Source organism: Variovorax sp. 01T432 (assembly GCF_056398605.1).
Genome location: NZ_JBFTPS010000021.1, coordinates 95,136 through 107,599 on the forward strand (window position 1 = coordinate 95,136; position 12,464 = coordinate 107,599).

Consider the following 12,464-nt stretch of genomic DNA (forward strand, 5'->3'; position numbering starts at 1 on the left):
ATTGGAAGGCCTGCGCGCTGTGCTGCGCCACGGGCGAATGCGACAATTCTCCCATGATCGTGGAGCACAACGTACCGCTGCAGCAGCACAACAGCTTTGGCATCGTCGCGCGCGCGCAGCATCTGGCGCGCATCACCGAAGAGGCCGACGTGACCGAGTTGCTGGCCGACGCGCAGTGGCGCGCCGCGCCCAAGTTCGTGCTTGGCGGCGGCAGCAACATCGTGCTGACGGGCGACGTCAAGCCACTGGTGCTGAAGGTCGAGATCAAGGGCCTCAGGCGCCTGGACGAGACGCCTCGCGCCTGGATCGTGGAGGCCGGCGCCGGTGAAATCTGGCACGACACCGTGCGCTGGACGCTGGAGCAGGGCTTTCCCGGTCTGGAGAACCTGGCGCTGATTCCCGGGACGGTGGGTGGCTCGCCGGTGCAGAACATCGGCGCTTACGGCGTCGAATTGCAGGACCGTTTCGAGGGGCTGGACGCCATCGACCTTGAAACCGGCCGTACTTTCTCGCTCGACGCCGCGCAATGCGCATTCGGGTATCGCGATTCGGTGTTCAAGCATCTGGCCAGCGGCGGCAACGATTTCGGGCTGGCGGGCCGGGCCTTGATCACGCGGGTGCGGTTTCGGTTGCCCAAGCCCTGGAAGCCGGTGCTCGGCTACGTGGATCTGGAGCGGAAGATGGCCGAAACCGGCAATTTCACGCCGAGCGCGACCGACATCTTCGATTGGATCTGTGCCATTCGCCGCGCCAAGCTGCCCGATTGGCGCGTGCTGGGCAATGCCGGCAGCTTCTTCAAGAATCCCACGGTGACGGCGGAACAGTGCGCGGACATCATCGCGCGCGATCCGAAGATCGTGCATTACCCGATGGCTGACGGCAGCATCAAGCTGGCGGCCGGCTGGCTGATCGACGCCTGCGGCTGGAAGGGCAAGTCGGTCGGCAATGCGGGTGTCTATGAGAGGCAGGCGCTGGTGCTGGTGAACCGGGGTGGGGTGGCCCATCCGGTGACCGGCGGCGAGGTCATGACCCTTGCCGGGGCCATCCAGACCAGCGTGTACGAGCGTTTCGGCATCCGCCTCGAACCCGAACCTGTCGTCGTCTGACGAGAAGCGCCCCGACCCCTGGGGTCGAGCCTGGGCGTAAGCCCAGAAACACCGCGGAACCGGCTCCGCCGGGCCGCCGGTGTTGCCCCCTGAAAGGGGGAAGGCGAAACGACACGAAGTGCGCGCAGCCTGGGGGTGAGCCTACTTCTCGTCGTTCTTCAACTGGGGCAGCGAGGCGCCCTGCGTCGACGACAGCAGACCCGTCTGCGTGTAGATCGCCAGCTTGTCTCGCGTGTCGATGATGTCCAGGTTGCGCATCGTGAGTTGGCCGATGCGGTCGGCCGGCGAGAAGCTCGATTCGCCTTTTTCCATCGTCAGCCGCTCGGGCTTGTAGGTGAGGTTCGGCGAGACGGTGTTCAGGATCGAATAGTCGTTGCCGCGGCGCAGTTCCATCGTCACCTCCCCGGTGATGGCGCGGGCGACCCAGCGCTGCGCCGTCTCTCGCAGCATGATGGCCTGGGGATCGAACCAGCGGCCCTGGTACAGCAGGCGGCCAAGGCGGCGGCCGCTGTCGCGGTATTGCTCGATCGTGTCCTCGTTATGGATGCCGGTAACCAGCCGCTCGTAGGCGATGAAGAGCAGTGCCAGGCCTGGGGCTTCATAGATGCCGCGGCTCTTGGCTTCGATGATGCGGTTCTCGATCTGGTCGCTCATGCCGAGGCCGTGGCGGCCGCCGATGCGGTTGGCCTCGAGCAGCAGGTCCACGAGGCTCGCGTACTCGACGCCATTGATGGCGACGGGCCGGCCTTCGAGGAAGCGCACCGTTACCTCTTCGCGCTTGACCTGGACCTCGTCCTTCCAGAACGCCACGCCCATGATGGGCTGGACGATCTTCATGCCGCTGTCGAGGTGCTCCAGGTCCTTCGCCTCATGGGTGGCGCCCAGCATGTTGGAGTCCGTCGAGTAGGCCTTTTCCGATGACATCTTGTAGGCGAAGCCGGCCTTCTGCATGAATTCGGACATTTCAGCCCGGCCGCCCAACTCATCGATGAAGGTCTGGTCGAGCCAGGGCTTGTAGATCTTCAGCGCGGGGTTGGTGAGCAGCCCGTAGCGGTAGAAGCGCTCGATGTCGTTGCCCTTGTAGGTGCTGCCGTCGCCCCAGATGTGGACGTCGTCCTCCTTCATCGCCGAAACCAGCATGGTGCCGGTGACCGCGCGCCCGAGGGGCGTCGTGTTGAAGTAGGTCACGCCGGCCGTGGTGACGTGGAAGGCGCCTGCCTGCAATGCGGCGAGACCTTCGGCCGCGAGTTGTGTGCGGCAGTCGATCAGGCGGGCCTTCTCGGCGCCGTAGAGCATCGCCTTGCGCGGGATCTCGTCGTAGTCGGGTTCGTCCGGCTGGCCCAGGTTGGCGGTATAGGCGTAGGGGATGGCGCCCTTGTTGCGCATCCAGTGCAACGCGGCGCTGGTGTCGAGGCCGCCCGAGAAGGCGATGCCGACCTTCTGGCCGGCGGGAACGTTCTGGAGAATGGTGGACATGGCTTGGAATCCCGGTTCAGCCGAAGTGGCAGATGTAGCTGTAAGGCTCGCCGCTCACGCGGATCTGGAAGCTGGAGTTGCCCGGCACGCTGAATTTCTCGCCCGGGCCGGCGCTCACCCATTCGGTGCCGCCCGCAAGCAGGTATTCGCAGCGGCCCGCGGTGCCTTCCATGATTTCCGGCGCGCCGGTATTGAAGCTGAGGGTGGACGGCAGGATCACGCCGACCGACTTCTTCGTACCATCGGCGAGCGTCAGGCTGTGGCTTACGCACTTGCCGTCGAAATAGACGTTGGCCTTGGTCGAGACCGCGGCGCTGGAGAGGAATTCGGTTGTGGTCATTTGAAGCGGGCGCCTGGCACCCACGCGTTCGGCTTCGCAAGCGCGCTCTTGCCAGGCTTTCGAGGCGCTTCCGTGCACGGGTTGGGGAAAGCCCGTGATTTTAGGCTGGCCGCGAACCGGGCGGCCACGGACTCAGCGCATCAGCGCCAACGACCGCCGTGCCAGCCCCGCGAGTAGCCGAAGTTCAGCGACAGACCGACCGGCGGGTACACGTACGGCGCCGGATAAGCGTAGCCATATGCCGGCTGCACATAGACCGGCGCCGGGTAGTAGACGGGCGCCGGCTGGACGTACTGGGGAGCGTAGACGGGGGCCGGCGCGGGCGCGCCGGTCCCGACCACGACGCCCGGCTCGGGGATGACATTGTTCCAGTCGGGCTGGCCGTCGGCGGGGCCGGGATGGAGCTGAGCTTGCGGCGCGACGGGCGAGGTTGCGACGCCGTATGCGCCTACATCCACGAAGATCGTCGACCCGGGGCGGGAGTCGGTGCGCGTGGAATAGCGCTGCCCGTTGTATTCGTAGGTCACGTTGTAGCTGGTCCGGCCTCCCGGTTCGGTCACGGGGGTGGCCGAAATGACGCGGGCTTGCACCTGCTCGGCCTGGGCCATCGTGACGCCGCCGGCGAGTCCCGCCAGCACCGAGAGGGCGGTGATTTTGCGAACGAACTTGGTATTCATGTCAAAGCTCCTGAGGGGGCAAGGCGGGAAAGGGCGCTGCCCGTGGAACTCGATTGGATGTCCCGGGGCCGCGCTGGTTCAATGGTTTACGTAAACCGGCCTTTCCATTCGGCCGCGTCGAACCCGGCGGTAACGGCCGAACCGGGACCCCAGTTGACGACGGGCCGCTTGATCAGGCTCGGGTTGGCCAGCAGGGCGGCTCGGGCCGAGGGCGCATCGACGACGGCCGCGCGGGTCGCATCGTCCAGGCGCCGCCATGTGGTGCCCCGACGGTTGACCAGTGCTTCCCAGCCCGGCGCGCGCAGCCATTGGTCAAGTTCGGCTTCTGGAACGCCTTCCTTTTTGAAATCATGGAACCGGTAGGCGACGCCATGCTCGTCGAGCCATGTCCTGGCCCGTTTGACCGTGTCGCAATTGGGGATGCCGTAGAGGATTGTCATGGCGCGATGATGCCCGGGGCGCGCGTCGGCGACAATTCGGCGCTCCATGAAAACCCTTGACGACTGGCTCGCGCACGCCGAGCGGCTGCATCCCAAGAACATCGAGCTCGGTCTCGACCGCGTCCGCGCGGTCGCCGCTCGACTCGGTCTCGCCTTCGACTGCCCCGTGATCACGGTCGCCGGCACCAACGGCAAGGGCTCGACCTGCGCGATGCTCGAAGCGATCCTCTCGCACGCCGGCTACCGCACCGCCGTGTTCACCTCGCCCCATCTCGTGCGCTTCGAGGAGCGGCTGCGGCTGTCGGGAGAGGCCGTGGACGGGGCCGACCTGGCGGCGTACTTCGAAGCGGTGGAGCGCGGCCGCGGCGATGTGGCGCTGACCTATTTCGAGTTCACCACCCTCGCCATCCTGCTGTGCATGGTGGCGAACAAGCCGGACGTCGCGATCCTCGAGGTCGGCCTGGGCGGCCGGCTGGACGCGGTCAACCTCATCGACGCCGATTGCGCAGTGATCACCAGCATCGACCTCGACCACATGGAGTTCCTCGGGCCCGATCGCGAGAGCATCGGCTTCGAAAAGGCCGGCATCATGCGCGCCGGCCGGCCCGCGATCGTCAGCGACCCCGTGCCCCCGCAAAGCGTGATCGACCATGCGAACGCCATCGGCGCGGATCTCTGGCGCGTCGGACGCGATTTCAACGTGTCGGGAGACAAGCAGCAATGGGGCTGGAGCGGCCGGGGCCGTCGCTACAGCGGGCTGGCCTACCCGGCGCTGCGCGGCGCCAACCAGTTGATCAACGCGGCGGGTGTGCTGGCTGCGCTCGAATCGCTGCGGCAGAAACTGCCGATCACCGCCCAGGCTGTGCGCACCGGACTGGCCATGGTCGAACTGCCCGGCCGGTTCCAGATCATTCCGGGCGAGCCCGCGCTGGTGCTGGACGTGGCACACAATCCACACGCAGTCGCCGCGCTGGCCGAGAACCTCGATGCGATGGGCTTCTACCCGACCACCCACGCGGTGTTCGGTGTGATGGCCGACAAGGACCTCGCCCCCATGTTCGCGCGCATCGGGCCGCTCATCGATCGCTGGTACTTCACCGATCTTCCGACTGCGCGCGCTGCGCGGGCCGACGAGCTCCTGGCCCGCTGGCAGGCGCAGAACACGCGCGCCGACGCATCGGGCAGCGTGCATGCGGCGCCGATGGAGGCGCTCCAGGCGGCCATCGATCGGGCGGCCCCCGCTGATAGAATCGTCGTCTTCGGATCGTTCTTCACGGTGGGTGGCGTGCTCGAACACGGAACACCCCGCCTGCATGCCAGGCATCTGACGCCCGGCTCCTGAGAAGCCTGATTTCCGGCGCCTTATCAACTCACGCTGCACTCCATCAGGGAAAACGAATTTCATGGCGTTCTTCAAGTTCCGCACACGTGGTTCGCAGGGCAACGAAGGACGCAACACCAGCGTCGCCGCAGCGCCGGCGGAGAGTGTCGAGGCGATGCGCCGGCGCGCTCGTCACCGGCTCATCGGAGCTGCTGTGCTGGTGCTGGTCGGCGTGATCGGCTTCCCCTTGCTGTTCGATACCCAGCCCCGTCCCGTCGCGGTCGACATCCCGATCGAGATTCCGGACCGCACCAAGGCCAAGCCGCTGACATTGCCTGCGGCACCCCCGGCGTCGCAAAATTCTCCAGGAACGCCGACCCCGCCGACCCCGCCGACCCCGCCGACCCAGCCGACTCCGCCGCGCCCGTCCGCAGCCAGTGCCAATGGCGGAACGAACGCGGCGTCGAGTGGCGGCATGATCACCGAGGCAGCGGACGGCAGCGAGATTCCATCCGGCAAGCCCGTCCCAGCCGCGCCGGCGGTCGAAGCCAAGCCCGAACCTGTGCGCGAGGCGAAGGCGCAGCCCAAGCCGGAGCCGAAGCCCGAGGTCAAGCCCGAGCCCAGGCACAAGCCGGAAGCCCGGGTCGAGGCGAAGCCTGAACCGAAGCCCGAACCCAAGCCGACCCCTGCCAAGCCGGCGCCCGCCGACGACGGTGGCCGCGCGCGCGCATTGCTCGAGGGAAAGATGGCCGCGGCGGTCGCCGCCAAGCCTGCGACTGCGGCCGAGGAGAGCGGCCGCTTCGTCGTCCAGGTCGGCGCGTTCGCGGATCCGGACAAGGCGAAGGAAGTGCGCCAGAAGTTGGAGAAGGCAGGTCTGAAGACATACACGCATGTCGCGAAGACGGCCGACGGTGAACGCACGCGCGTGCGCATCGGCCCCTTCGCATCGCGGGCCGAGGCCGACCGTGCGGCCGGCAAGGTCAAGGGCTTGTCTTTGCCGGCCTCTGTCCTCAGTTTGTAGGCTGGCCGGCCGAAGTGAACCTGCTCGACTGGGTCGCTGTCGCGTTGCTGCTGCTCTCGGCACTGATCGGCCTGGTGCGTGGACTTGTATTTGAAGTGGTATCGCTGGGGGGCTGGGTTGCGGCCTTCATTTGCGCGCAGTGGTTTGCCGACGACGTCGGCGCGTGGCTGCCGTTCGGCGAACCCGGCGCCACTTGGCGTTATGCGGCGGGTTTCGTCCTGGTATTCGTTGGGGTGGCTTTCGGTGTAGGGTTGGTGGCGGCACTCATTCGCAAGCTGATCACCGTGGTCGGTCTGCGCCCCGTGGACCGCATCCTCGGCGGGGCCTTCGGTGTGGCGCGCGGCGCGGTCGCGCTGCTCGCCCTGGCAGTTGTTGTTCATTTGCTGGCGTTGAGCGACAGTGCCTGGTGGCACGAATCGCGAAGCGCCATTGTTCTCGATGCGGCATTGCAGGGCCTGAAACCCGCGCTGCCTGAAAAGTTGGCAAGCTACCTGCCCTGAGAGGATCGTTTCATGTGTGGAATCGTCGGCGTTGTCAGCAGCGCTCCCGTCAATCAACTGCTCTATGACGCCTTGCTGCTGCTGCAGCATCGCGGCCAAGACGCGGCAGGCATCGTCACGCTGCTCGAGCGCAAATTCTTCATGCACAAGGCCAAGGGTATGGTGCGCGACGTGTTTCGCACGCGCAACATGCGGGCGCTACCCGGCAACGTCGGGCTGGGCCAGGTGCGCTATCCGACCGCCGGCAATGCCTACAGCGAGGAAGAAGCGCAGCCCTTCTACGTAAACGCGCCCTTCGGCATCGTGCTGGTGCACAACGGCAACCTCACCAACGCGCACGCATTGCGGGCCGAGTTGTTTTCCACCGACCACCGTCATACCAACACGGAGAGCGACTCGGAAGTGCTGCTCAACGTGCTCGCGCACGAACTCGAGCGTTCGACGCGCGGTGGCATGCTGAACTCCGCGACCGTGTTCGAAGCGGTGCGCAACGTGCATCGCCGGCTGCGTGGCTCCTATGCCGTGGTGGCGCTCATCGCGGGTCATGGCCTGCTTGCGTTCCGCGATCCTTTCGGCATCCGGCCGCTCGCGATGGGGCGTGGCGCCGACGGCACCGTCATGGTTGCCAGCGAAACGGTTGCGCTCGAAGGTTCCGGGCATGTCTTCGAGCGCTATGTCGGCCCGGGCGAAGCGGTGTTCGTCGACCTGCAGGGAGAGGTGAATATCGAGCAATGCGCAGAATCGGCGACGCTCAATCCCTGCATCTTCGAGTTCGTCTACCTCGCGCGGCCCGACTCGGTGCTCGACGGCATCTCTGTCTACCAGGCGCGCATGAACCTGGGCGAGACATTGGCCAAGCGCGTGGTGTCGACCGTGCCGCCGAGCGACATCGACGTCATCATTCCCATTCCCGAGTCGAGCCGGCCCAGCGCGACGCAGCTGGCGCATCTGCTGGGCATTCCCTACCGCGAAGGCTTCGTGAAGAACCGCTATGTGGGCCGCACCTTCATCATGCCGGGGCAGGGCGTGCGCAAGAAGTCGGTGCGCCAGAAGCTCAACGTGATCGCCAGCGAGTTCAAGGGCCGCAATGTGCTCCTGGTCGACGACTCGATCGTGCGCGGAACCACGAGCCGCGAGATCGTCCAGATGGCGCGCGACGCGGGTGCCCGCAAGGTGTACCTCGCCAGCGCCGCGCCGCCGGTGCGCTACCCGAACGTCTACGGCATCGACATGCCGACCAAGGACGAGTTGGTCGCGCACAACCGCACCATCGAAGAGATCCGTCAACTGATCGGCTGCGATGCCCTGATCTACCAGGACGTCGATGCGATGAAGCGCGCGATTGGTTCTCTCAATCCGAAGCTCGACGGCTTCGACGCCTCGTGCTTCGATGGCATCTACGTGACCGGCGACATCGACACCGAGGCCATATCGCGCATGAATGGCGCCCGTCCCCGCATCGAGGAAACAGAAGAAGATTCTTCGCGCCTCGCGCTACCCAACATGAGCGAATAGTTGACTGAGCTGAAAGACGACGTGACCGATCGATCCCTGCCCCCCGGCCTGCACCGCGACACGCTCGCGGTGCGCACCGCGCTCGAGCGCAGCCAATATGGCGAGAACTCCGAAGCGCTTTTTCTCACGAGCAGCTTCGTGCAGCCCGACGCCGAGACTTCCGCCCGCCGCTTTGCCGGGACCGAAGAAGGCTACACCTACACCCGCACTTCGAATCCCACGGTGACCAGTTTCGAGCGCCGACTGGCGGCGCTCGAAGGCACCGAAGCCGCCATCGGCGCTTCCAGCGGAATGGGCGCCATCCTCATGATGTGCATGGGCCTGTTGAAGGCGGGCGACCACGTCGTTTGTTCGCGTTCGGTGTTCGGATCGACGCTCAACCTGATCGGCCGTGATTTCGGCAAGTTCGGCGTTGAGACGAGCTTCGTCTCCCAGACCGATGTCGCGGAGTGGAAAGCGGCCATCCGGCCGACCACCAAACTCCTGTTCGCTGAGACGCCGACCAATCCGTTGACCGATGTGTGCGACATCCGCGCGCTGGCCGACCTGGCGCACGACGCCGGCGCGCTCTTGGCGGTCGACAACTGCTTCTGCTCGCCCGCGCTGCAGCGCCCGACCGAATTCGGCGCCGATCTGGTGATCCACTCGGGCACGAAGTACCTCGACGGTCAAGGCCGCGTCTTGGCCGGCGCCATCTGCGGACCCTCGCGCCTGATCGACGACGTGTTCGGCACGGTGGTGCGCACAGCGGGTATGGCCCTGTCGCCGTTCAACGCCTGGGTGGTTCTCAAGGGGCTCGAAACGCTGGGCATTCGCATGCAGGCGCAATGTGCCAACGCGCTGGCGCTCGCGCAGTGGCTTGAAGCCCAGCCGGGCATCACGCGCGTCTACTACCCCGGCCTCGCATCGCATCCGCAGCATGAGCTCGCGATGCGGCAGCAATCGGGGCTGGGCGGCGCGGTGCTGTCCTTCGACGTGCGCGGCGACGGCCCTGAGGCGGCGCGCGCCAACGCATTCCATGTGATCGACAGCACGCGCGTGCTCAGCATCACGGCCAATCTCGGCGACACCAAGACAACCATCACCCATCCGGCCACGACTTCGCATGGACGCCTGAGCGAAGCGCAAAGGCAGGCGGCCGGCATCGGGCAGGGCCTGATCCGCATTGCAGTCGGGCTGGACCATATCGAAGACATCAAGACCGACCTGCTTCGCGGTCTCGGCACCCTCGCATGACGCAAAAGACACGTACCCGCTTCGCTCCTTCGCCGACCGGATTCATCCATCTCGGCAATATTCGCTCCGCGCTTTACCCATGGGCGTTCGCACGCTCGACCGGGGGCGACTTCATCCTGCGCATCGAGGACACCGACGTCGAGCGTTCGTCGCAGGAGGCCGTCGACGTGATTCTCGAAGGCATGGAGTGGCTCGGCCTCGACCATGACGAAGGCCCCTACTACCAGATGCAGCGCATGGACCGCTACAAGGCGGTGCTGGCCGAATTGCAGGCCTCGGAGCGGGTCTATGCCTGCTACATGAGTGTGGCCGAACTCGATGCCCTGCGCGAGAAGCAGATGGCGGCCAAGGAAAAGCCGCGCTACGACGGCACCTGGCGTCCGGAGCCTGGCAAGATCCTGCCGCCGGTGCCCGAAGGTGTTCAGCCTGTTCTGCGCTTTCGCAATCCGCAAGGCGGCGTCGTGGCGTGGGACGACAAGGTCAAGGGGCGCATCGAGATCGGCAACGATGAACTCGACGACCTCGTGATCGCGAGGCCGGACGGCACGCCCACCTACAACTTCTGCGTCGTCGTCGACGACATCGACATGAACATCACGCATGTGATCCGCGGTGATGACCATGTCAACAACACGCCGCGCCAGATCAACATCTTTCGCGCGCTCGGCAAGGAACCGCCGGTCTATGCGCACTTGCCCACCGTCCTCAACGAACAGGGCGAGAAGTTGAGCAAGCGAACGGGCGCGAAGCCTGTCACTCAGTTTCGCGACGAGGGCTTCCTGCCCGATGCCATGGTCAACTATCTCGCGCGGCTCGGCTGGAGCCATGGCGATGACGAGATCTTCACGCGCGCGCAGTTCATCCAGTGGTTCAACCTCGATCACCTGGGTCGCAGTGCCGCGCAGTTCGACGAGGCCAAGTTGCGCTGGGTCAACGCGCAGCATCTCAAGGCCATGGCCGACGATGCGTTGGCGCTGCTCGTCGCCGAGCAACTGCGCAAGCGCGACATCGTCGCCGACGAGCGTCTCGCGGCGATCTGCGGACTGTTCAAGGACCGCTGCGACACGACTGTCGCATTGGCCGGATGGGCCGCGGCGTTCTACGCCGATGTCTCTGCCAGCCAAGCCGACCGGGCGCAGCATGTGACCGATGCGGTGCGACCCGCGCTCGAAACGCTGGCCGACAAGCTGGCGACTGCTGCCTGGGACAAGGCTTCGATCTCCGCTGTCATCAAGGAAGTGTTGACTGCGCACGGTCTTAAAATGCCCGCGCTCGCAATGGCGGTGCGCGTGCTTGTGATGGGAACTGCACAGACGCCGTCCCTCGACGCGGTGCTCGCGCTGTTTTCTCGCGAAACTGTGCTCCAGCGATTGAAAGCGGCTTGAGAATCAGGCTATAATTTGAGGCTCGACACCCAAGGGGGTATAGCTCAGCTGGGAGAGCGCTTGCATGGCATGCAAGAGGTCAGCGGTTCGATCCCGCTTACCTCCACCATCAGGGCGTCGAGAGAGAGAGAAGAACAAGCGTTGATCGCAACGCAGTTCCTAAGGTTTTGACCCTATCGTCTAGAGGCCTAGGACACCACCCTTTCACGGTGGCTACCGGGGTTCGAATCCCCGTAGGGTCGCCAGTTTTCACCGCTTGGTGAAGCGGGCACAAGTCGCAGCACTTGGCTCCACTTGGAGCGAACGTTGTCTACCAGGAGTGGTAGTTCAGTTGGTTAGAATACCGGCCTGTCACGCCGGRGGTCGCGGGTTCGAGTCCCGTCCRCTCCGCCAAGAAAGAGAAAAGCCGTTGCATGTCTTTGACATGCAACGGCTTTTTCCATTTCTGGCTACCTGCTCATATGGTCGCCACTGTCAATAGCTACTGCAGGTTTTGGGGGGTGTAGGTGTATTTGGGATTGATCGGGTGATGCGACTCGAGCGTTGCAGCGACGATGAATCAAGCTCATATCCGCGGATTGGTTACCTGCACTTCATCGATTCGTCGTGGGCCTGCCTCGCTCTAAGGCCGGGGATCATCCTTGCGGTGCCCTGGTAACAGGCTCGAGGGTTGCCCTTTCGTTGCTCGTGCCGCATCACCAGATCGATCCCGAGGGCTTCCTTCGCTATCAGATTGGCTCGACTTTCTCGCGCTGCGCCTGCATACCGATGGCCCAGACAAAGCCGGCCAATTCCCTCGCGACCGCGACGCAGGCCTTGTTGGCTTGCAGGCCACGCGCATTCAGGGCTGCAAACCGCTGCGTCAGCCGCAGCTGCGCCGTCCAGGCCATCCTTCGTATCGGCTCGGACAACTCTTGCTGTCGAACCTGCGCCCTTTGTCCTATGCGCGCCTTGAAGCGGTAATTCCAGGCGGCCTCGGTCAACAGTCGGCGTGCATGCGCGTTGCCTGTCTTGGTGATGCTGCCTCGGCTCGTGCGCTCGCCGCTGGAATGCTCGGATGGAACCAGTCCCAGATAGCCCATGAGCTTGCGCGGATGTGCAAAGCGCCCGAGATCGCCGATCTCGGCCACCAGGCCAATCGCCGTGATCGCGGCGACACCACGCAGTGCCTGCAACGCACCGACCACCGGCTCGAAGCGCCAGCCAGTGATCGAGGCCTGCAACGCCTTTGTCAGCCGATCGACGCGATCATCTGCCGCCGTTACGGCTTGCCAGTATTCGGTGAACGCCGTCTGGGCGGCGCCAGCGCCGAAGTTCAGCGTCGCCAGCCAGCGGTAGTAAGCACCGCACCACGAGGTCTTGCCCTTGTAGCGCACGTCGTGGCGCAGCAGGAAGCCCTTGAGCTGATGGCGGGCTTGCATGCGGCTGTGGACTGCGTCTTCGCGCG

At 65.1% G+C, this 12,464-nt stretch carries 12 protein-coding genes and 3 tRNA genes; 10 read left to right on the plus strand and 5 right to left on the minus strand.

All coding sequences use genetic code 11. The features are described 5' to 3' along the window. Positions 1–53: 53 nt before the first annotated feature. Complete coding sequence (gene murB, locus AC1DNF_RS17535) at positions 54–1,106, plus strand: UDP-N-acetylmuramate dehydrogenase (RefSeq protein ID WP_478149883.1); 1,053 nt, start codon at positions 54–56, stop codon at positions 1,104–1,106. 141 nt (positions 1,107–1,247) lie between these two features. Here the strand turns inward: murB and argG are convergent, their stop codons facing one another. From argG to AC1DNF_RS17555, 4 genes are all read right to left on the minus strand, one after another. After that, positions 1,248–2,582, minus strand: coding sequence for an argininosuccinate synthase (gene argG / locus AC1DNF_RS17540; protein ID WP_478149884.1), 1,335 nt, complete (start codon positions 2,580–2,582; stop codon positions 1,248–1,250). A gap of 16 nt (positions 2,583–2,598) precedes the next feature. Continuing rightward, the gene (gene ppnP, locus AC1DNF_RS17545) at positions 2,599–2,922 is read right to left on the minus strand and encodes a pyrimidine/purine nucleoside phosphorylase (protein ID WP_478149885.1); all 324 of its coding nucleotides are present in this window, start codon (positions 2,920–2,922) and stop codon (positions 2,599–2,601) included. A 140-nt stretch (positions 2,923–3,062) separates the two neighbouring features. Beyond that, positions 3,063–3,599, minus strand: a complete 537-nt coding sequence (locus AC1DNF_RS17550) for a hypothetical protein (protein ID WP_478149886.1) — start codon at positions 3,597–3,599, stop codon at positions 3,063–3,065. A gap of 86 nt (positions 3,600–3,685) precedes the next feature. Further along, entirely contained in the window at positions 3,686–4,039 is a 354-nt protein-coding gene (locus tag AC1DNF_RS17555) for an ArsC family reductase (protein ID WP_478149887.1), read from the minus strand. A gap of 46 nt (positions 4,040–4,085) precedes the next feature. On the opposite strand from AC1DNF_RS17555, the gene folC reads away from it, so the two are divergent. From folC to AC1DNF_RS17600, 9 genes are all read left to right on the plus strand, one after another. Further along, a complete protein-coding gene (folC, locus tag AC1DNF_RS17560; RefSeq protein ID WP_478149888.1) occupies positions 4,086–5,381 on the plus strand; it encodes a bifunctional tetrahydrofolate synthase/dihydrofolate synthase in 1,296 nt (431 codons plus the stop codon). Between the two features lie 61 nt (positions 5,382–5,442). Continuing rightward, positions 5,443–6,381 carry an SPOR domain-containing protein gene (locus tag AC1DNF_RS17565; protein WP_478149889.1) on the plus strand — a complete coding sequence of 313 codons (939 nt, stop codon included), beginning with the start codon at positions 5,443–5,445 and terminating at the stop codon, positions 6,379–6,381. A 14-nt stretch (positions 6,382–6,395) separates the two neighbouring features. Beyond that, positions 6,396–6,881: a CvpA family protein gene (locus AC1DNF_RS17570; protein WP_478149890.1), complete on the plus strand. Its 486-nt coding sequence runs from the start codon at positions 6,396–6,398 to the stop codon at positions 6,879–6,881. A gap of 12 nt (positions 6,882–6,893) precedes the next feature. Continuing rightward, complete coding sequence (purF, locus tag AC1DNF_RS17575) at positions 6,894–8,396, plus strand: amidophosphoribosyltransferase (protein WP_478149891.1); 1,503 nt, start codon at positions 6,894–6,896, stop codon at positions 8,394–8,396. 21 nt (positions 8,397–8,417) lie between these two features. After that, a complete protein-coding gene (locus AC1DNF_RS17580; protein WP_478149898.1) occupies positions 8,418–9,632 on the plus strand; it encodes an O-succinylhomoserine sulfhydrylase in 1,215 nt (404 codons plus the stop codon). After that, positions 9,629–11,017 (plus strand): glutamate--tRNA ligase, encoded by a 1,389-nt coding sequence (gene gltX, locus AC1DNF_RS17585; protein WP_478149892.1) that lies wholly within the window; start codon positions 9,629–9,631, stop codon positions 11,015–11,017. Before AC1DNF_RS17580 ends, gltX begins: the two co-directional genes overlap by 4 nt. Positions 11,018–11,050: 33 nt before the next feature. Beyond that, positions 11,051–11,126 (plus strand) — tRNA-Ala (locus AC1DNF_RS17590). A 60-nt stretch (positions 11,127–11,186) separates the two neighbouring features. Beyond that, positions 11,187–11,262, plus strand: a tRNA-Glu gene (locus AC1DNF_RS17595). Positions 11,263–11,333: 71 nt separating this feature from the next. After that, positions 11,334–11,410 (plus strand) — tRNA-Asp (locus tag AC1DNF_RS17600). 335 nt (positions 11,411–11,745) lie between these two features. Here AC1DNF_RS17600 and AC1DNF_RS17605 read toward each other — a convergent pair. After that, a partial coding sequence (locus AC1DNF_RS17605) for a transposase (RefSeq protein WP_478149893.1) occupies positions 11,746–12,464 on the minus strand: 719 nt, incomplete at its 5' end.

What these genes read in the sequence shown, in the direction of transcription:
- murB (WP_478149883.1), top strand. Translation starts at nt 54, where the DNA reads ATGATCGTGGAGCACAACGTACCGCTGCAGCAGCACAACAGCTTTGGC.
- argG (WP_478149884.1), bottom strand. Translation starts at nt 2,582, where the DNA reads ATGTCCACCATTCTCCAGAACGTTCCCGCCGGCCAGAAGGTCGGCATC.
- ppnP (WP_478149885.1), bottom strand. Translation starts at nt 2,922, where the DNA reads ATGACCACAACCGAATTCCTCTCCAGCGCCGCGGTCTCGACCAAGGCC.
- AC1DNF_RS17550 (WP_478149886.1), bottom strand. Translation starts at nt 3,599, where the DNA reads ATGAATACCAAGTTCGTTCGCAAAATCACCGCCCTCTCGGTGCTGGCG.
- AC1DNF_RS17555 (WP_478149887.1), bottom strand. Translation starts at nt 4,039, where the DNA reads ATGACAATCCTCTACGGCATCCCCAATTGCGACACGGTCAAACGGGCC.
- folC (WP_478149888.1), top strand. Translation starts at nt 4,086, where the DNA reads ATGAAAACCCTTGACGACTGGCTCGCGCACGCCGAGCGGCTGCATCCC.
- AC1DNF_RS17565 (WP_478149889.1), top strand. Translation starts at nt 5,443, where the DNA reads ATGGCGTTCTTCAAGTTCCGCACACGTGGTTCGCAGGGCAACGAAGGA.
- purF (WP_478149891.1), top strand. Translation starts at nt 6,894, where the DNA reads ATGTGTGGAATCGTCGGCGTTGTCAGCAGCGCTCCCGTCAATCAACTG.
- gltX (WP_478149892.1), top strand. Translation starts at nt 9,629, where the DNA reads ATGACGCAAAAGACACGTACCCGCTTCGCTCCTTCGCCGACCGGATTC.